The organism is Agromyces sp. C10, assembly GCF_023217995.1.
In the GTDB taxonomy this organism is placed as follows: domain Bacteria; phylum Actinomycetota; class Actinomycetes; order Actinomycetales; family Microbacteriaceae; genus Agromyces; species Agromyces indicus.
In genome coordinates, this window is record NZ_JALPSX010000013.1 from 21,027 (window position 1) to 43,651 (window position 22,625).

Consider the following 22,625-nt stretch of genomic DNA (forward strand, 5'->3'; position numbering starts at 1 on the left):
GACGAGGCGCGCCGCGGGCCGGAGCCCGCTCAGGCGAGCGGCGGGGTCCGGGGCGGGGCGACGCGGCGCGGCGCGAGGGCCTCGAACGCGGCGGCGAGACGCAGCAGGGCCGTGTCGTCGTAGGCGCGTCCGGCGAACGTGAGGCCCACCGGCATCCGGATGTCGCCCATGAGCCCCATGGGCACCGTCACGGTCGGGATGCCGAGGTGCCGCGGCACCAGGTTGCCGTTCGCGACCCAGACGCCGTTGCGCCAGCCGAGGTCGGCGGAGGCGGGGTTCACGTCCGTGTCCGCGGGCCCCACGTCGGCGACCGCCGGGAACGCGACGGCGTCGAGACCGAGCCCGTCCATCCACTGCTCGAGGTCGATGCGGCGGGTCTCCTCGAGCCCGCGCAGCCCGTCGGGCAGTTCCGGCATGTCGGTGTACGACGCGCCCGGGTTCGCGCGCACCCAGGCCGGGTACTCGGCGATGTCGTCGTCGAAGCCCGTGTACCGGTCGGGCAGGGCGCCCTCGGGCTGCGGGAAGATCCGCGCCCCGTCGACGTCGGCGAGCGAGTGCAGCGCCGGGTCGCCGTTGGCCTGCAGGAAGTCCTCCCAGCCCCACGCCGACAGGTCGACGATCTCGCGCTTCAGGTATTCCGGCGTCACGAGTCCGCGCGTCGCGATCGTCGGCGCTCCGGGGCGATCGCCCTCGTAGTTCGACACCACGGGGAAGTCGACGAGCACGACCTCCGCGCCGGCCGCCTCGAGGTCGCGGCGGGCCGCTTCCCACAGCTCGATGACCGACTCGCGCGTGTCGATGCGCTGCCCGGTGGGCCCGCCGATGCCGACGCTCCCGCCGGGCCCCGCGGTGCCGGCCTCCGGGTCGGCGTTCACGTACATGCGGGGCACGCCGATGCGCCGGCCCGCGAGTGCGGCGCGGGCCGCGGCGGCATCCGTCACCTGCAGCGCCGGGTACGAGTCGGGGCGAACCGCGGATGCCGCGGGCAGCTCGGCCCACGGCTGCGCCCGCCAGAAGTCGCCGCGGGTCTCCGGGTCGTCGGCGACGATCACGTCGAGCACCTCGAGCAGGTCGGCCACGGTGCGCGTGTGCGGCACGACGACGTCCATCGTGGGCACGAGGGGCCAGTTGCCGCGCACCGAGATGACGCCGCGCGAGGGCGTGTAGGCGCACAGCGCGTTGTTCGACGCGGGCGCGCGGCCCGACGACCAGGTCTCCTCGCCGAGGCCGAACGCCGCGAACGACGCCGCCGTCGCCGTGCCCGAGCCGTTGGACGAGCCCGAGCCGAACGCGGCCGTCAGGTACCCGGCGTCGTACGGGCTCTCGGCGCGGCCGTAGACGCCGCGCTGCATCCCGCCGTTGGCCATGGGCGGCATGTTGGTGAGGCCGAGGCAGACGGCGCCCGCCTCGCGCAGCCGCTCGATCGTGAACGCATCGCGCTGCGCGACGAGGTGCTCGAACGCGGGGCTGCCGGCCGCCGCGGTGAGCCCGCGAACGAGGTAGGAGTCCTTCGCGGTGTACGGGATGCCGTCGAGGGGCCCGCGCGTCTCGCCGCGCGCGCGCCGCTCGTCGGAGGCGCGCGCCTCGGCGAGCGCGTCGGGGTTCCGCACGACGACGGCGTTGAGGGCCGTCTCGGTGTCCGGCCCGTCGTACGCGTCGATGCGCGCCAGGTAGGCCTCGACCAGCTCGACCGCGGTCGTGCGGCCGTCCTCGAGCGCCGCACGCAGGTCGGCGATGGACGCCTCCACCACGTCGAACGGCTCAGTCGTGCTCATCGGGTCGCCTCCACCTTCGGCTGCTGCTGCGTGATGCAGTGGATGCCGCCGCCGCGGGCGAAGATCGGCCGCGAGTCGACCGTCACGACCCGGCGGCCCGGGTACGCGTCGGCGAGGATCGCCGCCGCCCGCGCGTCCGCCTCGGGCTCCCCGAAGCCGCACGCGACGACGCCGTCGTTCACGACGAGGTGGTTCACGTAGCTCCAGTCGACGAACCCCTCGTCGTCGCGCAGCGTCGCGGGGGCGGGCAGGTCGATGATGTCGAAGGCCCGGCCCGCGGCATCCGTCTGCCCCTCGAGCAGGTCGCGCAGCTCGCGCGTGACCGCGTGGTCGGGGTGCGCGGCGTCGGGCTGGTGGTGCAGCAGCAGGCGGCCGGGCGACGGGATGGTCGCGACGATGTCGACGTGCCCGTTGGTGCCGAACTCGTCGTAGTCGCGCGTGAGCCCCTGCGGCAGCCAGATGGCCTTCGTGGTCCCGATCGTGCGCGCGAGTTCGGCCTCGACGCGGGCCCGGTCGGCGTACGGGTTGCGGCGCGGGTCGAGCTGCACCGTGTCGGTGAGCAGCACCGTGCCCTCGCCGTCGACGTGGATGCCGCCGCCCTCGTTGACGAGCACCGAGCTGACGAGCTCGGCGCCGACGTGCGCCGCCGCGAACCGGGCGATCTCGGCGGAGACCCGCCACTCGGCCCACTCGGGCGCGCCCCATCCGTTGAAGATCCAGTCGACCGCGCCGAGCACGCCGGGCCGCTCGTCGTCGAGCACGAACGTCGGCCCGAAGTCGCGCATCCAGAACTCGTCGAGCGGCGCCTCGAGGATCTCGATCTCCGACGACAGCATGCGCCGGGCGCGGTCGAGCTCGGTCGGGTCGACCACCATGGTCACGGGCTCGAACTCGGCGACCGCGTGGGCGACCGCGGTCCACGCCGCGTAGCCCTCCTCGCGTTCGGCGGCGCCCTCGCCGAGGGTGATCCCCTCTCGGGGGAACGCCATCCACGTGCGCTCGTGCGGGGCGGTCTCGGCGGGCATGCGCCAGGTCATGCGGGCACCTCCTGGGTGGTGGGGGCGGATGCCGCGGCATCCGTCTCGGTCTCGGCAGCGGGGTGAGCGGATGCCGCACCCGGCCGTCGCGCCGGGTCGCGGTACGGGGTCGTGGTCAGCCACAGCAGGGCGTAGAGGCCGCCGCCGAGCACGGGCCCGACGATCGCGGAGAGGTCGGCGCCGCCGAGCGCCTCGGAGATCGGGCCGACGTACAGGGTCGTGTTGGCCGAGAGCACGGCGACGACGACCGCGACGACCATGGCGACGACGCCGGCCGGGAAGACGCCGCCGCGGTACCAGAACGGGCTCGCGGGGGTCATGTCGTCGAGGGCGCGACCGTCGTAGCGGTTGCGGCGCAGCACGATGTCGACGGCGTAGATCGACACGAGCGGTCCGAAGACCGTGACCGACAGCTCGAGCGAGGCGCTCAGGGCGTCGAGGAAGCTCGGGGTGAGGAAGAGGACCCATCCCGCGGCGGCCGTGGCGACCACGCCGGTGACGACGGTGACCGCGGCCCGCGAGATGCGGGCGCCGAGCGCCTGCGCGTAGAAGCCGGTGGAGTACGCCACGAGTACGTTGTTCGTGATGCTCGAGAGCACGATCATGCCGAGGAAGACCGGCGTGAACCACGCGGGGACGATCTCGCCGATGGTCAGCTGCGGGTCGGTCATGTCGGTCGCCGTGCCGGCGACGACCCCCAGGGCGCCGATGAGGACCGCGGGGATGAAACCGCCGAGCGCGGTGTACCAGGCGACCTTGCGCTTCGAGACGTCGGCGGGCAGGTACCGCGCGTAGTCGGCGCCGGTCCCCCACGACAGCGGGCTCGACGCGACGATCGCGAAGCCGAGCATGACGAGCGCCCAGTGGTCGGCGACCGGCAGCGGCGCGACCTCGTACGACCAGTCGGCGGCGCCCAGGACGAACCCGGCGAGCACGACGAAGACCACGGCGAGCGCCGCGGAGAACCACGGGGCGAGGGCGAGGATCGTCGCGTGGCCGTAGACGCCGATGATGAAGCTGAGGATGCCGACGACGGCGAGCACCGCCCATTCGCCGCCGGGCGGCAGGCCGATGCCGAAGTGGGCGAGCAGGGCGATCGCCGCGAGGGTGGCGAAGGCCACGTTGATGATCTCGTAGAAGATGCCGATGGCGACGCCGAGCCCGGCACCGAAGACCGTGTTGCCGCGAACGCCGAACATCGCGCGCATGATCGTGACGCTCGGGGCGCCCGCGGCGGGGCCGCTGACGGCGAGCCAGCCGACGAGCGCCCACCAGAGGTTGCCGACGACGGTGATGACGAGCGCCTGCCAGAGCGGCAGGCCGAGCAGGACGAGCACGCCGCCGACCACGAAGTAGAGGTAGCCGACGTTGGCCGACATCCACACCCAGAACAGGCCCGAGGGGCGACCGTGCCGCTCGGTGGTGGGGACGTGCTCGATGCCGTGCGTCTCGACGTGGCCGACGCGGTCGGCGGCGGGCGCGCCCGGCGGGGTGGTGGGGGTCATGTGCGAACCTCGTCGTCCGGAAACTTATTGATCAGTTGATCAATAGTGCAGGAGGTTACATAGACTGGCCGCACGATGTCAACACCCGCCCGCGCGAGGGCGTCGCGCAAGAGCCCGGCCGAACGATCCGCCGAGATCGCGGATGCCGCGCGCGGCGTCGCCCTCGAACAGGGCCTCGCCGCTGTCACGCTGCGCTCCATCGCCGCGCGGGCCGGCGTCGCGCCCGCGCTCGTCGCGCACTACGAACCGAACATGGACGCGCTCGTCGCCAGCACGTTCAGCACCATCGTCGGCGCCGAGACCGACGAGGTGGCCCGGCTCATCGCCGCGCAGCCCGAACCGCGCCGGCGCTTGGGCGCCCTGCTCGACACGCTCCTCGACGGCGCACGCGACGACGTGACGGTGGTCTGGGTCGAGGCGTGGGCACTCGGTCGGCGCAACGACGCGCTCGCGGCATCCGTTCGCGATCAGATGGACGCGTGGCAGGTCGTCGTGCAGGGCGTGATCGAGCAGGGCGTGGCCGAGGCCGGGTTCGAGACGGATGACGCGGCCGCCACCGCCTGGCAGCTGCTCGGCATGATCGACGGCCTGAACGCGCAGGCGCTCGTGCGTTGGGGCGACACGGGCGACCGGGGCTCGCTCATCCACCGAGCGGTGGAAGGACTGCTCGGGCTGCCGCGCGGGGCGCTCAGCGCGGCGCGTTCGGCTTCGGGAGCCGGTCGAACGACGAGGTGAGCGTGCGCTCGGCGGCGTCGGCGGTCAGCGGCACCCCCGTGACGCCCGAGTTCGCGCTCCAGTGCTCCGCTGCGTCGGCCGTGGCCGGCGACGCGACGAACGCCGCGGCGGTCGCCTGCTGGGGAGCCGGCGCTTCGACGTTCGCCGCGACGACCAGTGCCAGGTAGCCGCCGACGAGCACGACGGTCAAGATGATGCGGTCCATGGGGCCACCGTGCCGCGCGGAACGCGCCCCCACATCAGGGGGAGATCCTCAGAATCCCGTGAGGATCCCTCAGATGAGTGCCACACTGGAGGGGTGCCGCGCGACGCGACCCAGCTCGTGGGCCGGGAGCGTGAACTCTCGTCCCTCCGACACGAGCTGACTGCCGCCGCCCGCGGGTCCGCACGCACCGTCCTGATCCGGGGCGAGCCGGGCGTCGGCAAGACCGCGCTCATGCAGGCGGCCTCCGACGCCGCCGACGCCGCCGACGCCGCCGACGCCTCGACCGCAGTCCTCACGGCACGGAACCTCCCCCTCACCACGCGCGTGCCGAACCTCGCCGTGCGAGCCCTCCTCAAGCACGCCGGCGAACTCGAGCGCGCCGACGCCGCGCACCGGCCCGCGCCGCTCGCGCTCGACGACGCGGTCGATCGCCTGCTGGCCGACGGACCCGTCATCGTCGCCATCGACGACCTGCAGTGGGCCGACCCGAGCACCCTCGACGCGCTGATGTTCCTCGCCGGGGGCGCCGAGGACCGCCCACTCGCGATCCTCGCCACCGTGCGGGCCGGTGCAGGACGACCCGTCGACCGCTGGGCGACCGACCTCCTCCGCCTGCCCGGAGCGCGGGCGCTCGACCTCGACCCGCTCGACCGCGCCGCGACGCGCGAGCTCGTGGCCGCGGTGATCGGCGGCACGCCCCACGAGACGCTCGTGAGCGACGTGTTCGAACGGACGCGCGGCAACCCGTACCACGCCCGGCTCCTCCTCGAGGGCGTCGACCCCGCCGCCGCCACCGCGCCCGCGACCGTCGCGCCCGACCTCGGCTCGGCCGTGCTGCAGGCCTGGTCGCAGCTGCCGCCGTCCACCCAGCACCTCTGCGTGATGCTCGCGCTGCACGGCAAGCCGGTCCGCTCCCGCGCGCTCGCCGCCGTCGACCCCGCCTGGGCCGAGGCCGAGCGCGACCTGCGGCCCGCGATCGCCACCCGGGTCCTCGAACACGACGCGGCCGGGCGGCTCTGGTTCCACCACCCGCTCATCGCCGAGGTCCTCGTCGCCGAGATCCCGGAGGCCGAGCGACGCGACCGCCACCGGCAACTGGCCCGCAGCACCGAGCGGGTGATCGACTCGGGCGAGGCATCCGCCGACCTGCTCGTCGACCTCGCCGACCACCTGGCCGCGGCGGGCGACCCGAACGGATGCCGCGACGCGAGCCTGCGCGCCGTCGACGCGCTCGCCGGCACCGGCGACCACGCCACCCGGCTGCGCCTGCTCCGACGCTGCGTCGACCTCCAGGCGGCCGACGTGCACCCGGCTGCACCCGCCGAGCGGCGGCGCCTGCTCGAACAGTGGGCGGATGCCGCGGCGGACGCCGGCAACAGCGACGACGAGTACGCCGCCGTCTCCGAGATGCTCGCCGACGCCGACGCCGACACCGAGCCGCTGCACGTCGCCGCACTGCTCCTGCGCCGCCAGCACCTCCGCTTCCGGGTCGGCGGCGACCTCGCCGACTCCGCCCCGGCCCGTGAGGCCCTGCGCCTCGCGTCCGACCATCCCGACAGCCGCGAGTACGCGCTCGCCATGGTCGAGCTCGCGCACGCCGAGATCCTCGAGGGCGACCCGGCGTGCGCGGTCCACGCCGCCGAGGCGGTGCAGCGGGCCACGGGGCTCGGCGACACCGAGGTGCTCTCGGCCGCACTCGCGACGACCGGCCAGGTCGCGGCGCTCATGCGCGACCTGCCGCGCGCCCGCGAGCTCGCCGAGCGCACCCGCGCCATCGCGCTGCCCGCGCGGCACTTCTGGTCGGCGATGCTCGCGTCGTTCTGGGAGGCGTACGCGGAACCGGACTACCGCTCCGCGGCACGCACGCTGAGCGCCATCCGTGCCGACCTCGAGGCCGCGGGGGCGCCGTACGTCGTCACCGCGACCGTGGCGCTCACCGAGGCGCGCACCCGGATCATCATCGGCGACATCCCCGCCGCCCGCGCCGCCTTCCGGCACGTGCGCGCCGAGGATCCGCCGCGCTTCATCGACCTCGGGCTGCGGACCGCATCGGCGCTGCTCGCCGCGTTCCAGGGCCGCGCGGACGACGCCGAGGCGCACCTCAGGCGCGCCGTCGAGCGCTTCCACGAGCCGCCCGCCTACACGCGATCGTCGATGGCGCACGCGCAGGCGCTCGCCCGGTTCGCGCGCAACGACGCCGCCGGGGCGCTCGCGGCCGTGATGCCGCTCATCGACGCCCGCGCGGGCGACAACTCGTGCGAGTGGCTCATCCCGCTCGCCATCCGGGCCCTCGCCGACCTCGCCGACGAAGCGCGCGACCGGCACGAGGACCCCTCCGAGGTGCTCGACCGCCTCGACCGGCTCGACGCCGAGCACCCGCACGTGCTCGCACGGACGCTCGGCGTCTCGTACCCGGCCGACCTCGTCGCACTCGACGCGCTCACCGCCGCGGAGCGCGCCCGGGCCAGGCGTGCGGCCGACGCCGGCGTCCTGTGGGCGGCCGCGGCCGAGGCGTGCAGGGCCGCCGACCTCGCATGGGAGGAGGCGTACGCGTGCCGCCGCGGCGCCGAGGCCGACCTGACCGGCGACGACGGCGAGCCGGCGCGGGGTCGCGAGCTGCTCCGGCGCGCGGCGAGGCTCGCTCGGCGACTCGAGGCCGATTCGCTGCTCGACGAGGTCGAATCGCTCGCGCTGTGGTCGCGCGTGCGCCTGTACGACGACGAGTCGACGGATGCCGCGGCCCTCGACGCCGACGGCCTCGAGACGCTGAGCGGCGTCGCCCTCACGCGACGCGAACGCGAGCTGCTGCCGTACATCGTGGACGGCCGCACCTACGCCGAGATCGCCGCGCTGCTCACGATCAGCGAGAAGACCGTGAGCTCGCACATCTCGAACCTGCTGCGGAAGACCGGCGCGGCCAACCGCGTCGACCTCGCGCGGATGGCGGAGGCGCGCGAGCGCTCGGCGTGACCCGGGCGGCGCGCCGCTGCCGTCGTCGTCGCCGGGCAGCCGTCGGCCCGTCGCGTCCGGCGTGCCGGCCGTCGCGTCCGCGTGCGCCGGTGTCGGATGTCGCGGCTAGCGTTGATCGCACGACGAGGTCGGGAGGCTCGGATGTACCTGGTGGGCGACACGGTCGTCACGAGCGCGAGCGACCTCAAGAAGGCGTCCGACTGCGAGTTCGCGTTCCTCCGCGAGCTCGACGTCAAGCTCGGCCGCGACACGCTCTTCGAGCCCTCGACGGATTCCATGCTCGAACGCGCCGGCCGGCTCGGCGACGCGCACGAGGAGCGCGTGCTGCAGCGTTACCGCGACGAGTTCGGGGCCGGCGTGGTCGAGATCGCGCGACCCGACCTGCGCGACCCCGAGCAGCTCGACGCCGCCGTCGAGGCGACGCGAGCGGCGTTCGAGTCGGGCGCGCCGGTGGTCTTCCAGGCGACGTTCGTCGACGACGGGTTCGTCGGATTCGCGGACTTCATCGTGCGACAGCCCGACGGGCGCTATCTCGTGCAGGATTCCAAGCTCGCGCGGCGAGCGCGCGTGACCGCGCTCCTGCAGCTCGCCGCGTACGCCGCCCAGCTCGACCGGCTCGGCATCCCGCGCGCCGAGACCGTCGAGCTGCTGCTCGGCGACGGCACCACCAGTTCGCACCGCCTCGACGACATCGAGCCCGTCTACCTCCTCCGTCGCGACCGCCTCCGTCGGATCGTCGACGAGCGCCTCGCCGACGAGGCGCCGGTGGCGTGGGGCGACCCGCGCTACACGTTCGACGGGCGATGCCCGACCTGCGACCTCGAGGTCCAGGCCCACCGCGACCTGCTGCTCGTGGCCGGCATGCGCACCACGCAGCGGGCGCACTTCGTCGACGCCGGCATCACCACGATCGACCAGCTCGCCGCCTCCTCCGGCCCCGTCGAGGGCGTGCTCGACGCCACGCTCGACGGACTCCGCGTGCAGGCGCGGCTGCAGCTCGCGGCCGAGGCGGCCGAACTCGACGCCGCGGCATCCGGCACCCGCACCCCCGACGACCCGCCGCTGCCGCCGCCCGTCGAGGTGCGCGAGCCCGGCGCGCTCGCCGCGATCCCCGAGCCCGACCCCGGCGACCTCTTCTTCGACTTCGAGGGCGACCCGCTCTACACCGAGGGCGCCGCGACGCAGTGGGGCCTCGACTACCTCTTCGGCATGATCGACGTCGACGAGCGGTTCACGCCGATCTGGGCGCACAGCTTCGACGAGGAACGCGAGGCGCTCGTGCGCTTCCTCGCGTTCGTCCGCGAGCGGCGTGAGCGGTACCCGAACCTGCACATCTACCACTACGCCAGCTACGAGCGCACGCACCTGACCTCGATCGCCGCACGGCACGGGGTCGGCGAGGCCGAGGTCGACCAGCTGCTGGCCGACGGCGTGCTGGTCGACCTGTACCCCGTCGTCAAGCGCGCCGTTCGCGTGGGCAGCCGCTCGTACTCGATCAAGAAGCTCGAGCCGCTCTACATGGGCGACGAGCTGCGCGAAGCCGACGTGAAGTCGGGCGGCGACTCCATCCTCGAGTACGTGCGGGCGCGCGAACTGCGCGACACCGGCGGGTTCGACCCGGCGACGGGGCTGTCGGGCGAGGCCGCGGCACAGCACGTGCTCGACGACCTGGCCGAGTACAACCGCTACGACTGCGTGTCGACGCTGCGCCTCCGCGACTGGCTGCTGGGGCTCGCGCGGTCGCGCGGCATCGCGCCCGTTCCGGCGCTCCTGCTCGCCGAGCCCACCGGCAAGCAGTACGCGGCCAGTCCGCTCGCGGTCGAGCTCGAGCGGCTCGCCGGTCCGGCCGAGCAGCGCACCGCCGATCCCGATCGCCGGGCGCTCGCCATGGCGGCGGCCGCGATCGACTACCACGACCGGGAGATGAAGAGCTTCTGGTGGGGGCACTTCTTCCGCGTCGAGCAACCGCTCGAGGCCTGGGAGGACCACCGCGACGTGCTCGTCGTCGACCCGGCGCAGACCCGGGTGACGCAGGACTGGTATCGCGAGGGTCGGCAGCAGCAGGATCGCCGCGAACTGCTGCTGCGCGGCCGGATCGCCCCCGGATCGCGCTTCAGTCCGGGCGCCGAGCTGTACCTCCTCTACGAATGGCCGGCGCCGTTCCCGTCCGACGTGCGGCGTCCCGGGTCCCGTGCGAGCACGCGCGCCACGGTGCTCGAGGCCGCGCCCGACGGCGTGCTCGTGTGCGAGCGCTCGGTCGCCGGCGAGACGTGGCGCGAACTGCCGGCGGCGCTGGTGCCGGGCAACCCCCCGCCCGCGGGCCGCCAGAAGGACGCCATCGCGGAATGGGCGCGCCCGATCGTCGATCGGCAGCCGGACTGGCCGCGCGACCCGGCCGTCGACCTCCTGCGCCGCATCCCGCCGCGCACGAGATCGGGATCGCTCGCTCCGCTGCCCGACCACGACTACGTCGGTGCCGTCGCGCGGTCGCTCGGCGACCTCGACAACTCCTACCTCGCCGTGCAGGGGCCGCCCGGCACGGGCAAGACCTACGTCGCTTCGCGGGTCATCGCGAGACTCGTCGGCCACCACGGCTGGAAGATCGGCGTGGTCGCGCAGTCGCACGCCGTCGTCGAGCACCTGCTCGACGCGGTCGTCGCCGCCGGGCTCGATCCCCGCCTCGTCGCGAAGGCGCCGAAGGACCGCGACGACGGCATCGACCGACCGTGGACCACGATCGAGAAGGACGGCGCGTCCGCCTACCTGGCGGCCAACGCAGCCACCGGGTTCGTCTACGGCGGCACCGCCTGGGACTTCGCGAACGCCGGTCGGGTGGGGCGTCGCGCGCTCGACCTGCTGGTGATCGACGAAGCCGGGCAGTTCTCCCTCGCGTCGACCATCGCCGCGTCGGTCGCGGCGCGACGCCTGCTGCTCCTCGGCGACCCGCAGCAGCTCCCCCAGGTCAGCCAGGGCACGCACCCCGAGCCGGTCGACATGTCCGCGCTGGGGTGGATCGCCGACGGGCACGACGTCCTCCCCGACGAGCTCGGCTACTTCCTCGCACAGAGCCGCCGCATGCATCCCGCGCTCGCCGCGCCCGTCTCCCACCTGTCGTACGAGGGTGAGCTCGAGTCGCACGAGTGCGCCGCGCTCCGCTCGATCGAGGGCGTCGACCCGGGACTCACCCCCGTTCCGGTCGTCCACGACGGCAACACGACGGAATCGCCCGAGGAGGCGGCCGAGGTCGTGCGCATCGCCGCGTCCCTGATCGGCCGCACCTACACCGATGCGAGCGGCGGAACCGACCCGGGCCCCGCCGACGCGCGCCCGCTGACGCAGGCCGACCTCATCGTGGTGACGCCCTACAACGCCCAGCTCTCGCTCGTGCGCGATGCGCTCGACCGCGCCGGGCTCCGCGACGTGCCCGTCGGCACGGTCGACAAGTTCCAGGGGCAGGAGGCGGCCGTGGCCATCGTGACGCTCGCCGCCTCCTCGGCTGCCGCCGCGCCGCGGGGCATCGAGTTCCTGCTGCTCAAGAACCGCCTCAACGTCGCCATCTCGCGGGCGCAGGTCGCGGCCTTCCTGGTGTACTCCCCCGGCCTGCTCGACGCGCTGCCGCGGACCCCGCAGGGCGTGGCGCAGCTCAGTGCCTTCGCCCGGCTGGTCGGCGTGGAACTGCCGACGCTCGACCGCGCCCCGGTCCGCTGACCGCGCCGGACGCGTCGCCCGCGCGAGCCAGCGGCGACCGTCGCTGAGAATCCCTCACAGGGTATCCACGTAGGGTATTCGCATGACCACCTCGACCGACGTGAACCCCGACCGCATCACCATGTACGGCGCCGACTGGTGCGGCGACTGCCGCCGTTCGAAGGCGCTGCTCGATCGCCGCGGCGTCGATTACGAGTACGTCGACCTCGAGGTCGTCGTCGAGGGCGCAGCCCGCGCGAAGGCCATCTCCGGCCGCACGAACATCCCCGTGGTCGTGTTCCCCGACGGCACCCACTTCACCGAGCCGTCCGACGCCGAGCTCGCGGCGAAGCTCGACGAGGTCGAGGCGGACTCCGCCGCCGCCTGAGCCGCGGCATCCGCTGGGACTGCGCTTCTCAGGAGGTCTCGTCGATTCGGCACCGTTCTCAGGACGACACGCCGCTGACCGACACGACCCGCCGGATAACTCCTGAAAACGGCCCCGTACCGGTCAGCGCAGGGCGGGGAGCACCTCGCGCTCGTAGAGCTCGAGCCCGGTGCGGTCGAACGCGAGCTCGGGGAAGTAGTGGATCGCGTAGCCCAGGCCGCGCGCCTTCATGTCGAGGAGCCGCTCGACGACCTGCTCGGGCGTGCCCACGGCGATCGCCGACGGCCCGCGGTAGTCGTTCATGAACCGCTCGGTCACCTCGGGTCCGAGGTACGGGGCGACGCGCGCCTCGATCGCCTCCAGGCGCCGCGCGACATCCGCCTCGTCCTCGCCGATGACCGTGTTGAAGTTGGCGCTGCGCACGATCGAGTCGTCGTCGCGGCCGAGCCTGTCGGTGTGCCCGCGGAGCACCTCGCTCTTGTGGCTGAACTCCTCGGGGCTGCCGAAGAAGTTCGTGTACGACGCGTACTTCGCCGCGATCTTCAGCGTCACCTTCTCACCGCCGCCGGCGACCCACATGGGAATGCCGCCGGGCTGCAGCGGCTGCGGCTGCACGATCGCGCCGTCGACCTGGTAGAACTCCCCGTCGAGGCTCGCACGGCCGGTCGTCCACGCCTGGTGCATGATCTCGACGCCCTCGCGCAGCATCCGCAGCCGCGCGGGAGCGTCGGGGAACCCGTACCCGTACGCGCGCCACTCGTGCTCGTACCATCCGGCGCCGATGCCCATCTCGATGCGCCCGCCGGAGATGAGGTCGGCCGTCGCGGCGACCTTCGCGAGGTAGGCCGGATTGCGGTACGACATGCACGTGCACATCTGGCCGAGCCGCACGCGCGAGGTCGAGGCGGCGAACGCCGACATCAGCGACCACGCCTCGTGCGTCGCCTCGGTGTCGCTCGCGACGGGGACGGTGTGGAAGTGGTCGTAGACCCAGATCGACTCCCACGGCGAGTCCTCGCGGTCGGCGTGCGCGGCGAGGCCGTGCATCGTCGACCAGTGGTCGGCCGGCTCGATGCCGACGAGGTCGTGGCGCCATCCCTGGGGAACGAAGAATCCGAATCGCATCCCGCAAGCCTAGGTCGGCCGGGGAGGCGGTCGCAGGGGTTGCGGAAAACGGATGCCCCGATCTCAGCGTCACCCCTGATGCCGCCGCCGGGCCGCGCCCGTAGCGTCTGCGAACATGTCGCACCTCACCGATCACGCGCACGTGCACCCGGACCAGCTCTCCGCTGTGGCGATCACGTCCGGCGGGGTTCGCCTGATCCACGTCGCCGGCGTCGCCGAGTGCCCGAGCGAGCTGTGGCGGGTCGAGTTCGTCCCCGCCGGGCCCGCGGGCGTCGGCACGTCGCCCGAACGGCTCCGGCTCGGCATCCGCTCCACGCCGCCGCGACGCCGCGGACGCGTCCGCCGCGCACGCGTCGCCTTCGAGGCCATCATCGAGGATCCCCGCACGCGCGAGATCGAGGTGCACCTCGAGTGCCAGCCGGCGGTCGTCGTGCCGGTCCTCGAGGCCGTCCCCGGCTTCGGCGCCGGCGCCCGCGCCTCACGGCCCGACGCGCACCGCCGCCTCGCCCCGATCTCCACGCTGGTCCGGGCGGTGGCGGATGCCGCGACCCGCACGCTCCACGCCGCCCGCGCCGCCGCCGCCGTCGGCGGCCCGGTGGCCGCCACCGCCTGACGCAGACCGCGGGGCCGCCCCGTTCGGAGCGACCCCGCGGCATGACGCGGACTCCTGCCTATGTGAGGGCGAACCGCAGCTCGGCCACGGCCGGTCCCGTCCATTCGGTGTCCTGGAGGTCCTCCCCGCGCACGGTGACGACCTTGCCGCCCCGCGACAGCACCATCATCGCCAGCTCGGGCAGGAGGTCGCCCGCGCGCGTCCCGTCGGCGAGCGCCGGTCCTCCGCCGTTCGAGGTGGCGAACTCGACCGCCCCGGATTCGGGGTCGAGCGTGCCGTTGACCGAGGTGGTGAAGTCGAACCAGTACGTCTCGACGCCGCCCTCGGCGGCCATCCGCCCGATCGCCGCGATGTCGCGCTCGACGCGTCCGGCGCTGCCGTCGGCGAGGTCCTTGAGGGCGGCCTTCGCCTCGCGCACGTTGAGCTCCGCCAACTGGCGGCGGAGCTCCTCGTCGATCTCGGCGGCGTTCAGGCGATCGGCGCCGCCCGGGACGGCCACGACCCGGCGCCCGTTGTGCGCCCGATCCATGAACGACGTGAGCAGCGGCTCGGCCGCGAACACGAACAGCGGCACGCGGCCGTCGGGGTCCTCCGTGTGGAGCGCCTGCCAGACCGCGTCGGCGACCTGCTTGGCGTAGTTGTCCTGGATCTCCGGGCGGCGGTCCTGCTCGGGCGTGCCGCGGTCGCCGTGTCCGGCGCCCTTCTTGCGGATCGGCTCGCCGAGGTCGCGGTTGACGGCCTCCTCGAGGTTCTTCGGCAGGTTCGGGTCGAGTGGCATCTCCTCGGCGCGCGCGGTCGCACGTGCGCGCCAGAGCGCCCACTCGTTCGACGACAGCGTGACCGCGAAGGCCTCCTGGTCCTGGCTCGGCGCGCGGAGCAGCTGCCCGAGCGTGAAGTGCGATCCGACGTGCACGGCGTCGTCCAGCCGGTTGGGGAGCACGTACACCTCGTTGAAGCCCGGCGCCGCGAACACGGCGATCGAACGCGAGAGCGACCTCCACACGTCTTCGTCGCCGAGCACCCGGTCCCGTTCGGCCCTGAGCGCATGGATCGCGGCCGGTTCGACGCCGTCGGCACGGAGGCGGTCGAGCGCCTCGTCGAACCCGCTCTTCACCGCCGTCTCGGCGCGTTCCCGCTCGCTCACGGTCGGCGCCGCCGCGGCGTAGATCGTGACCGCGGGATAGTGCTCACCTGCCAGCGTCCGGAAGTCGCTCGCGGTGGGCAGTTCGTAGTGGACCGTCATTCGTCCTCCTCCGATTCCGGCGACGACGACGTCGCCGTCGCGTGCCCCCCAGCCTAGGAACCTCGGCTCTGATCCGACAGACCCAGAGCGGACGCGAAACTGACCCGACCGTCCGGCCGGGCCCGTCTCCGCGTGATTCCGTCAGCGGCGCACCGGGTGATTCGAGCGGATGACGCCCGTCGGGTCGATCGCCGCCTTGAGCGCCCGCAGCCGGGCGAGTCGTCCGTCGTCGCCGAAGAAGCGCTCACCGGCGGCGGGACGCTCGGTGAAGTTGAGGTACTCCTCGGCCGCGCGCCAAGGCTCGATGCGGGCGAGCAGGCGTCCGAGCGACGCGACGACCGCGTCGATCGTGTCGGGTGCGGCGATGCCGACGCCGAACACGAGGTAGCGTCCCTCGAACCCGGCGATCGCACCGGGGGCGGGCAGGTCCCGCTCGGCGGCGAGCTCGACGGCCGCGGACGGGTCGAACGCTCCCCCGAGGTGGCGGATCTCGGCCGACAGCAGCGCCGTGTCCGACTCCGGTCCGACCGCGGCGATGAACGCGCGCACGGCCTCGGCGGGCAGGTCCTTGAGCATCATGGCGTCGCCGTGGCCGGGGGTCGGTCCGGGCGGGTCCATGTGCAGCTGCAGCAGCTCGGCCGGGGCCTGCAGGTGGATCGTGTCGATCTCGGGCGCGAGCGCGCGCAGCGGCGCGAGCAGGCGGTCGGCGACCTCGGGCGCCTCCTGCACGACGGCTTCGATGAGCGCGAACGAGCGGCCGGAGAGGAACGGCGGCAGCTCGGGCATGATCGGGAAGCGCAGCACCCGCCCGACCGACGTGACGGTGTCGGGCACCGACGCGGTCCACTCGGCCCAGGTCTCGAGGACCTCGCCGGCGCGGTCGATCGGGAAGAACAGCGCCCCGGCGATCACCTGCTCGATCGCGAACAGGCCGAACTCGAGGGCGGTGACGACGCCGAAGTCGCCGCCGCCGCCGCGGACCGCCCAGAACAGCTCGGGGTCGTGCTCGGCGTCGACGCGGCGGAACTCGCCGTCGGCGGTGACGAGCTCGACCGCGACGACGTGGTTCGCCGCGAGCCCGTGGGCGCGTCCGAGGAACGAGACGCCCCCGCCCAGCGTGTACCCGACGACGCCGACGTCGTGCGACGATCCGGCGAGCGCGGTGAGTCCGTGCGGCGCGGTGGCGGCGACCACGTCACCCCAGAGCGCGCCGGGCTCGACGCGGGCGATGCGCTGGTTGGGGCGCACCTCCACGCCGCGGAGCTCGTGCGTGCGGAGCAGGATCGCGTCGGCGAGCCCGTGGCCGTCGACGAGCGGTGCGGCGTTGTGGCCGGTGGCCTGCGGGGCGACGGCGAGTCCGAGGTCGCGTGCGGCGCGCACGGTGGTGGCGATGTCGGCGACGGATGCCGCGACCACGACGGCCGCGGGCCGCTGGTCGACGGCGAGGTTCCAGGCCGCGCGGACGGCGTCCCAGTCGGAGTCGCCGGGCAGGTGGAGCCGACCGTCGAGCCGCTCGTCGAGCATGGCGAAGGCCTCGCGCAGCGAGAGCGCGACGGTGTCGAAGGCAAGGGAGTTCACGGGTGGTTCCTTTCAGGTGCGTGGGTCGCGGGCCGGGCCGAGGTAGGGCGCTTGCTCCGACGGCCGCCCGGGTTGCCGGGGGCGCTCACGACGGGTTCCATCCAATGACGTGCGGGGCGGCCGGGACAGAGGGTCATCCCCCGGATCGGCTCAGGGTTATCCCGTGCTTCCGGTCGCGGTTCGCCGTCCGGAATACCCGCGCGACCGGCCCGGTTGGGGAGAGGGATGCTGCTCACACCCCGTCTCTCAGTGCTCGACCTCGTGCCCGTGCGGAGCGGCCAGACGTCGGCCGATGCCGTCGCGGCATCCGTCGCCCTCGCCCAGGTCGCCGACCGCCTCGGCTTCACCCGCTACTGGTTCGCCGAGCACCACAACATGCCCGCGGTGGCCTCGACGACGCCGCCCGTGCTCATCGCCGCGACGGCCGCGCGCACGGAGCGGATCCGCGTGGGGTCGGGCGGCGTGATGCTGCCGAACCACGCGCCGCTCGTGGTGGCCGAGCAGTTCGCCGCGCTCGAGGCGCTCGCGCCGGGGCGCATCGATCTCGGCATCGGGCGCGCGCCCGGCAGCGACCCGGTGATCACGCAACTGCTGCGCATCTCTGGGCCGACGGCCGATGTCGACCGCTTCCCCGACCATGTCGCCGACATCCTGAGCCTGCTCTCCCCCGACGGGGCGACGCTGCGGCTGACGAGCGGGCGCGAGTACCCGATCCAGGCCACCCCTGCGGCGACGGCGGTGCCCGAGCTGTGGCTGCTCGGCAGCTCGGACTACTCGGCGCGGCTCGCGGCCGAGCTGGGGCTGCCGTACGTGTTCGCGAACCACTTCTCGGGCGAGGGGCTCGAGCGGGCCCTCGAGCTGTATCGCTCCGAGTACCGGCCGAGCGAGCGGCATCCGTCGCCGCAGACGATCCTGACGCTGAACGCGGTGGTCGCCGACACCGCCGACGAGGCCGAGCAGCTCGCGCTGCCCCAGCTGCGCTCGATGGCGCGGCTGCGCCTCAACCGGCCCATGCGCCCGCTCGAGACCGTCGACGAGGCGCTCGCGGCGCCGCGCGACTCCGACGCCGACGAGGTCATCGCGCGCATGCGACCCCGCTGGGTCGTGGCCGACGCGGAGGCCGCGGCATCCGCGGTGCGCACCCTCGCCGAACGGCACGGCGTCGACGAGGTCATGATCGCGCCCGTCGCCGGGTCGCGCGCCGACGAGCCGGCGGATGCCGCGTCCGGCCGCGCCCGCACCCTCGAGCTGCTCGCCGCCGGTCTCGCCGCCTGAGGCGACGCGTCAGGCGCCGGCGGCGTAGACGCGGGCCTCCCAGGGGGCCAGCGGCGCGTCGAACGGGGCCGGCGAGTCCGGGATCGTGTTGGTCAGGATCGGCACGTCGCCCGGCTCCCCCGCGCCCGTCCCCCAGCGCGCCGCGACCTCGTCGGGGAACACGGGGTCGTGCTCGACCGACGTCAGGTTCACGACGACCAGCAGCCGTTCGGCCCCGTGCACGCGCTCGTAGGCGAGGATCGCCGGGTGCCCGGCATCCGCTCGCTCGAACGAGCCGTGGGCGACCACCGGCCGCTCGTGCCGGAGGGCGATGAGTTGCCGGTGGTACTCGAACACCGAGCCCGGGTCGCCGAGCTGCACGGCGGCGTTGATGCGGTCGTGGTTCGGGTTCACGGCGAGCCACGGTGTACCCGACGTGAAGCCCGCGTTGGTCGAGGCGTCCCACTGCATCGGGGTGCGCGCGTGGTCGCGGCTCATGAGGCTGAGGCCGTACAGGGCGTCGGCGACGGCCGTGCCGCTCGCGACCTCCTCGGCGTACGCGTTCAGCGACTCGACGTCGCGGTAGTCGTCGATCACCGAGAACGGCGCGTTCGTCATGCCGAGCTCCTGGCCCTGGTAGACGTACGGCGTGCCGCGCATGAGGTGCAGCATCGTCGCGAGCGCGGTCGCCGAGGCGTACCAGTGCTCGTCGGCGTCGCCGAAGCGGCTGACCGACCGCGCCTGGTCGTGGTTCTCGAGGTAGAGGCTGTTCCAGCCGACGTCGTGCAGGCCCTCCTGCCACTTGACGAGGGATGCCGCGAGCTCGCCGGGCTCGAGCGGCCGGGGCCGGAACTTGCTGATGCCGTGGTCGAGCCCGACGTGCTCGAACTGGAACACCATGTCGACCTCCCGGCGGGCCGGGTCGGTGAACAGGATCGCCTCGTCGAGCGTCACCCCCGGCGTCTCGCCGACCGTGATGAGCCCGTCGCGCCCGTCGAACACCTCGCGGTGCATCTCCTGCAGGAACTCGTGCAGGCGCGGGCCGTTGGTGTACGACGCGCCGCCGTCGCCGTACCGCTTGCCGTCCCGAACGGGCCCGTCGGGCAGTGACGGATGCTTCGAGATGAGGTTGATGACGTCCATCCGGAAGCCGTCGACGCCGCGGTCGAGCCACCAGCGCATCATCTCGTAGACGGCCTCCCGGACCTCCGGGTTCTCCCAGTTCAGGTCGGGCTGCTTCACGTCGAACAGGTGCAGGTAGTACTCGCCGGTCGCCTCGTCCCACTCCCACGTGGGACCGGAGAAGAACGACTCCCAGTTCGTCGGCTCCGCACCGGGGTCGCCGCCCTGCGTGCCCTCGCGCGGCGGGCGCCACCAGTACCAGTCGCGCTTGGGGTTGTCGCGGCTCGACCGCGACTCGACGAACCACGCGTGCTCGTCGGAGGTGTGGTTGACGACGAGGTCCATGACGAGCTTCATGCCCCGGGCGTGCATCGCCGCGAGGAGCTCGTCGAAGTCGGCGAGCGTGCCGAACGCCGGGTCGATGTCCTGGTAGTCGCTGATGTCGTACCCGTTGTCGGCGTGCGGCGACCGGTAGACGGGCGAGAGCCACACCACGTCGACGCCGAGGCGTTCGAGGTGGTCGAGCCGTTGCATGATGCCGCGGAGGTCGCCGACGCCGTCGCCGTCGGAGTCCTGGAAGCTGCGCGGGTACACCTGGTACACGACGGCCGACTTCCACCACTCGGGTGCGATCTCGTTCCCCATGCCCCGATCCTTCCAGCCGGGCGCCCCGGCGTCACCCCGCAGTGCAGGACGTGCGGTGGAATGTCGGACGCGAACGCCGGGTCGCGTCCTGCAGATCGCGGAACGTCCCGCGAAGGCACCGCGCGGACATGACGATGCCCCGGGCGCGGGGCCCGGGGCATCGGGTGGGTCGGGGTGCGGCGGTGCGGCGGTGGCGCGCCGCGCCGCGGCGGGTCAGGCCGCGAGGCCGAGCCGGCGCAGGTCGTCGCCCGACGCGCGGTGCTCGCCGCCCTCGGCGACGTGCGCCTCGCGCGGGACCCGGGCGCCGTTCTGCACGCGCGCGTTCGCGCCGACGGCCGCGTACGGCCCGACGACCGCGAAGCGTCCGACGACGGCGCCGCGTCCGACGTGCGCGTTCACGCCGATGGTCGCCTTCTCGGCGACGATCGCGTCCTGCTCGATCCAGGCGCCGTGCGAGATGACGGCTCCGCGCTGCACCTGCGCGCCCGGATCGACGTAGGCGGTCGGGTCGACGAACGCCGTCGGATCCACCTTCGCGGTCGTGGCGACGAGGCCACGACCGTTGACGTGCTTGCGGTAGCGACGCAGGATGCCGGCTTCGTCCTCGAACTCGACGTAGCTGATGCCCACGTGTCCTCCAATCGCCGGAACCGGGTCGGGTCGGGTCGGTCCCGGATACAGGTACAACATCACCCCTGACCGGGGCATTCCCAGCCTCGTGGCTGCACCTGAATACCCGCGGGGATATCGCTGTGGCGCACCTGCGAGGTCGGCCGCGAACGACGACGCCCGCGGCATCCGCTGCGATGAACGGATGCCGCGGGCGCGGCGTCGACGACGCGTCGGGTCAGTTGTCGCGGACCTCGATGATGTCGACGACGAACACGAGCGTCTGCCCGCCGAGTCCGTTCGCGGACTCCTCCTCGCCGTAGCCGAGCGCCGGCGGGATGGTGACGATGAGCTTGCTGCCGACCTTCTGGCCGACGAGCGCGCCGCCGAAGCCCGGGATGACGTCGCCCGTGCCGAAGCGCGCCGGGTCCTCGTTGCCGAAGCTCTGGTCGAAGATCTCCTTCGTCGCCCAGTTGAGGCCCTGGTAGTGGAGCGAGACGACCTGGCCGGCTTCGACGGTGTCGCCGTCGCCCTCCTCGAGCACCTTGAGCTGGTAGTCGGCCGGCGGCTCGGTGTCGGGGATCGTCACGGTGGGCACGCCGTCGCCGTCGAACTCGACCTCGGGCACGTTCTCGGTCCACTCGCTCGGGGTGGGCAGGTCCTCGGCCTCGACGACGTCCTGCACGTCGGTGACGATGACGAGCGTCTCGCCGGGCTCGACGCCGATCGACTCGTTGCCCTGCTCGCCGTAGACGGACGCCGCGGGCGCGACGGTGACGACGCGGGATCCGATCGGCACGCAGTCGACGCCCGCGAGGAAGCCCTCGTAGAGCGAGCCGTCGCCGATGGTCAGCGACGTGGGCTGCGAGAAGACCTGGTCGCCGGTCGAGCCCTTGAACGCGGTGACGACGACGGAGACCTCGTCGCCGGGGGCGGTCACGTCGCCGTCGCCCTCGATGTCGAGCGTGCGCTGGAGCTCCTCGGCCTCGAGCGGCGTCTCGAACGATGCGGTGGCGGTGGCGCCGAACTCGCCCTCGACCTCGACCGCGTCGCTCTGCTCGCCCGCGTCGACCTCGAGGCACGCGGCGGCCTCCTCGGAGGCGGTGGGCTCGGGCTCGGCGGGGTCTCCGGCGCAACCGGCGAGGAGCAGGGCGGTCACGGAGGCCAGCGCGATGGGCGCACCTCGACGCAGGGCACGGTTCATGAGGAATTCTCGTTTCGATCGGGGAGCGAAGTCGCCCTCCAGTCTGCACGCAATCCGCTTTCCGTTTGCTGAGTCTTCACGGATCGGCCGGTGGGCACCACAATGTGCACATGGGGGATGTCAGGGCCGAGCCCGATTTCATCACGTCGTTCCGAGGCGGATGGGAGGCGTTCGCCGAACTCGACGAGGTGATCTGGAACCCGATCTCGCGCGCGACGGTGCTCCGCTCCCAGCCCCGCTTCGACGAGCGCGTGCTCGACGCGTGCGCCGGCGACGGCGCGTCGGCCCTGCCGACGGCCGAGCTCGTGGGGCCGGGCGGGGTGGTCGACGCGGTCGACCTGGCCGAACCGCTGGTCGAGATGATGCGCGAGCGCGCGGGCGAGCGGATGCCGCAGCTGCGCCCCCAGGTGGGCGACGTCACGACGTGGCCGTACACGGGCTACGACCTCGTGCAGTGCGTGCTCGGCATCCTGTTCTTCGAGGATCCGGCGGCCGGCACGCGGCATCTCGTCGAGTGCGTGCGACCCGGCGGCCGCGCCGTGTTCACCGTGTGGGCGACCGGCGCGATGGACCGCATCGGCGAACTCCTGGCCGAGGCGCTGCCCACCGACGACGAGCGCGTGCCGAGCTTCGACGACGCGCGCCGCGCCACGATCGTGGGCGCCGACACCGCCGGCAACTTCGCCCACTGGCTCACCGAGCGCGGCCTCGCCGAGGTTCGGGCGGAGGTGGTGCCGCGTCACCTCGACCTCGATCCCGAGCTGGCCTGGCGCCTCGTGCTCGGCACGGGGTTCCGCGCGTTCATCGGCGGGCTCGACGACGAGTCGCGCGAGGCGGTCCGCGAGCGGTACGTCGCCGGCCTGTCCCGCGGCCCCGCGACGGTCGACCTCACCACGCTCATCGCCGTGGGCCATCGGCCTGCGGACTGAC

General features: G+C 73.5%; 17 protein-coding genes. 7 read left to right on the forward strand and 10 right to left on the reverse strand.

Annotation, left to right across the window (positions count from 1 at the left end; translation table 11 throughout):
* Positions 1–29: 29 nt before the first annotated feature.
* Genes M1L56_RS14400 through M1L56_RS14410 form a run of 3 tightly spaced genes read right to left on the reverse strand, consistent with a single transcriptional unit; the run spans position 30 to position 4,317 of the window.
* Entirely contained in the window at positions 30–1,775 is a 1,746-nt protein-coding gene (locus M1L56_RS14400) for an amidase (RefSeq protein WP_248599751.1), read from the reverse strand.
* Positions 1,772–2,812 (reverse strand): agmatine/peptidylarginine deiminase, encoded by a 1,041-nt coding sequence (locus tag M1L56_RS14405; RefSeq protein WP_248599752.1) that lies wholly within the window; start codon positions 2,810–2,812, stop codon positions 1,772–1,774. Before M1L56_RS14405 ends, M1L56_RS14400 begins: the two co-directional genes overlap by 4 nt.
* The gene (locus tag M1L56_RS14410) at positions 2,809–4,317 is read right to left on the reverse strand and encodes a cytosine permease (RefSeq protein WP_248599753.1); all 1,509 of its coding nucleotides are present in this window, start codon (positions 4,315–4,317) and stop codon (positions 2,809–2,811) included. Before M1L56_RS14410 ends, M1L56_RS14405 begins: the two co-directional genes overlap by 4 nt.
* A gap of 75 nt (positions 4,318–4,392) precedes the next feature.
* On the opposite strand from M1L56_RS14410, the gene M1L56_RS14415 reads away from it, so the two are divergent.
* Positions 4,393–5,052, forward strand: a complete 660-nt coding sequence (locus tag M1L56_RS14415; protein WP_248599754.1) for a TetR/AcrR family transcriptional regulator — start codon at positions 4,393–4,395, stop codon at positions 5,050–5,052.
* On the opposite strand, the gene M1L56_RS14420 is transcribed toward M1L56_RS14415, so the two are convergent.
* Entirely contained in the window at positions 5,006–5,257 is a 252-nt protein-coding gene (locus tag M1L56_RS14420) for a hypothetical protein (protein ID WP_248599755.1), read from the reverse strand. The two genes, M1L56_RS14415 and M1L56_RS14420, sit on opposite strands and share 47 nt — an antisense overlap.
* A 93-nt stretch (positions 5,258–5,350) precedes the next feature.
* Between M1L56_RS14420 and M1L56_RS16000 the strand changes: the two genes are divergently transcribed.
* From M1L56_RS16000 to M1L56_RS14440, 3 genes are all read left to right on the forward strand, one after another.
* Positions 5,351–8,227 (forward strand): BREX system ATP-binding domain-containing protein, encoded by a 2,877-nt coding sequence (locus M1L56_RS16000; protein WP_308198881.1) that lies wholly within the window; start codon positions 5,351–5,353, stop codon positions 8,225–8,227.
* A 141-nt stretch (positions 8,228–8,368) separates the two neighbouring features.
* Positions 8,369–11,935 (forward strand): bifunctional RecB family nuclease/DEAD/DEAH box helicase, encoded by a 3,567-nt coding sequence (locus M1L56_RS14435; RefSeq protein ID WP_248599756.1) that lies wholly within the window; start codon positions 8,369–8,371, stop codon positions 11,933–11,935.
* Positions 11,936–12,017: 82 nt separating this feature from the next.
* Positions 12,018–12,302 carry a glutaredoxin domain-containing protein gene (locus tag M1L56_RS14440; protein ID WP_067948064.1) on the forward strand — a complete coding sequence of 95 codons (285 nt, stop codon included), beginning with the start codon at positions 12,018–12,020 and terminating at the stop codon, positions 12,300–12,302.
* A 123-nt stretch (positions 12,303–12,425) separates the two neighbouring features.
* Here M1L56_RS14440 and M1L56_RS14445 read toward each other — a convergent pair whose 3' ends face one another.
* The gene (locus M1L56_RS14445; protein ID WP_248599757.1) at positions 12,426–13,427 is read right to left on the reverse strand and encodes an LLM class F420-dependent oxidoreductase; all 1,002 of its coding nucleotides are present in this window, start codon (positions 13,425–13,427) and stop codon (positions 12,426–12,428) included.
* A gap of 115 nt (positions 13,428–13,542) precedes the next feature.
* On the opposite strand from M1L56_RS14445, the gene M1L56_RS14450 reads away from it, so the two are divergent.
* Positions 13,543–14,040 carry a hypothetical protein gene (locus M1L56_RS14450; RefSeq protein WP_248599758.1) on the forward strand — a complete coding sequence of 166 codons (498 nt, stop codon included), beginning with the start codon at positions 13,543–13,545 and terminating at the stop codon, positions 14,038–14,040.
* Positions 14,041–14,098: 58 nt separating this feature from the next.
* Here M1L56_RS14450 and M1L56_RS14455 read toward each other — a convergent pair whose 3' ends face one another.
* Complete coding sequence (locus M1L56_RS14455; RefSeq protein ID WP_248599759.1) at positions 14,099–15,283, reverse strand: hypothetical protein; 1,185 nt, start codon at positions 15,281–15,283, stop codon at positions 14,099–14,101.
* 141 nt (positions 15,284–15,424) lie between these two features.
* Complete coding sequence (locus tag M1L56_RS14460) at positions 15,425–16,861, reverse strand: FAD-binding oxidoreductase (protein WP_248599760.1); 1,437 nt, start codon at positions 16,859–16,861, stop codon at positions 15,425–15,427.
* Between the two features lie 225 nt (positions 16,862–17,086).
* On the opposite strand from M1L56_RS14460, the gene M1L56_RS14465 reads away from it, so the two are divergent.
* On the forward strand, positions 17,087–18,136 hold the full coding sequence (locus M1L56_RS14465; RefSeq protein WP_248599761.1) for an LLM class flavin-dependent oxidoreductase: 1,050 nt from the start codon (positions 17,087–17,089) through the stop codon (positions 18,134–18,136).
* Between the two features lie 9 nt (positions 18,137–18,145).
* Here the strand turns inward: M1L56_RS14465 and M1L56_RS14470 are convergent, their stop codons facing one another.
* The 3 genes from M1L56_RS14470 to M1L56_RS14480 form a co-directional block, all read right to left on the reverse strand.
* Positions 18,146–19,882 carry an alpha-glucosidase gene (locus M1L56_RS14470; RefSeq protein WP_248599762.1) on the reverse strand — a complete coding sequence of 579 codons (1,737 nt, stop codon included), beginning with the start codon at positions 19,880–19,882 and terminating at the stop codon, positions 18,146–18,148.
* Positions 19,883–20,095: 213 nt separating this feature from the next.
* Positions 20,096–20,512, reverse strand: a complete 417-nt coding sequence (locus M1L56_RS14475) for a hypothetical protein (RefSeq protein ID WP_067948075.1) — start codon at positions 20,510–20,512, stop codon at positions 20,096–20,098.
* A 217-nt stretch (positions 20,513–20,729) separates the two neighbouring features.
* Positions 20,730–21,695 carry an FKBP-type peptidyl-prolyl cis-trans isomerase gene (locus M1L56_RS14480; RefSeq protein ID WP_248599763.1) on the reverse strand — a complete coding sequence of 322 codons (966 nt, stop codon included), beginning with the start codon at positions 21,693–21,695 and terminating at the stop codon, positions 20,730–20,732.
* Positions 21,696–21,805: 110 nt separating this feature from the next.
* Here M1L56_RS14480 and M1L56_RS14485 point away from each other — a divergent pair, with 110 nt between their 5' ends.
* A complete protein-coding gene (locus M1L56_RS14485; RefSeq protein WP_248599764.1) occupies positions 21,806–22,624 on the forward strand; it encodes a class I SAM-dependent methyltransferase in 819 nt (272 codons plus the stop codon).
* Position 22,625: the final 1 nt, after the last annotated feature.

Excerpts from the sequence above, each read along its gene's own strand:
- M1L56_RS14400 (WP_248599751.1), bottom strand. The coding sequence starts at position 1,775 with ATGAGCACGACTGAGCCGTTCGACGTGGTGGAGGCGTCCATCGCCGAC.
- M1L56_RS14405 (WP_248599752.1), bottom strand. The coding sequence starts at position 2,812 with ATGACCTGGCGCATGCCCGCCGAGACCGCCCCGCACGAGCGCACGTGG.
- M1L56_RS14410 (WP_248599753.1), bottom strand. The coding sequence starts at position 4,317 with ATGACCCCCACCACCCCGCCGGGCGCGCCCGCCGCCGACCGCGTCGGC.
- M1L56_RS14415 (WP_248599754.1), top strand. The coding sequence starts at position 4,393 with ATGTCAACACCCGCCCGCGCGAGGGCGTCGCGCAAGAGCCCGGCCGAA.
- M1L56_RS14420 (WP_248599755.1), bottom strand. The coding sequence starts at position 5,257 with ATGGACCGCATCATCTTGACCGTCGTGCTCGTCGGCGGCTACCTGGCA.
- M1L56_RS14435 (WP_248599756.1), top strand. The coding sequence starts at position 8,369 with ATGTACCTGGTGGGCGACACGGTCGTCACGAGCGCGAGCGACCTCAAG.
- M1L56_RS14440 (WP_067948064.1), top strand. The coding sequence starts at position 12,018 with ATGACCACCTCGACCGACGTGAACCCCGACCGCATCACCATGTACGGC.
- M1L56_RS14445 (WP_248599757.1), bottom strand. The coding sequence starts at position 13,427 with ATGCGATTCGGATTCTTCGTTCCCCAGGGATGGCGCCACGACCTCGTC.
- M1L56_RS14450 (WP_248599758.1), top strand. The coding sequence starts at position 13,543 with ATGTCGCACCTCACCGATCACGCGCACGTGCACCCGGACCAGCTCTCC.
- M1L56_RS14455 (WP_248599759.1), bottom strand. The coding sequence starts at position 15,283 with ATGACGGTCCACTACGAACTGCCCACCGCGAGCGACTTCCGGACGCTG.
- M1L56_RS14465 (WP_248599761.1), top strand. The coding sequence starts at position 17,087 with ATGCTGCTCACACCCCGTCTCTCAGTGCTCGACCTCGTGCCCGTGCGG.
- M1L56_RS14470 (WP_248599762.1), bottom strand. The coding sequence starts at position 19,882 with ATGGGGAACGAGATCGCACCCGAGTGGTGGAAGTCGGCCGTCGTGTAC.
- M1L56_RS14480 (WP_248599763.1), bottom strand. The coding sequence starts at position 21,695 with ATGAACCGTGCCCTGCGTCGAGGTGCGCCCATCGCGCTGGCCTCCGTG.
- M1L56_RS14485 (WP_248599764.1), top strand. The coding sequence starts at position 21,806 with ATGGGGGATGTCAGGGCCGAGCCCGATTTCATCACGTCGTTCCGAGGC.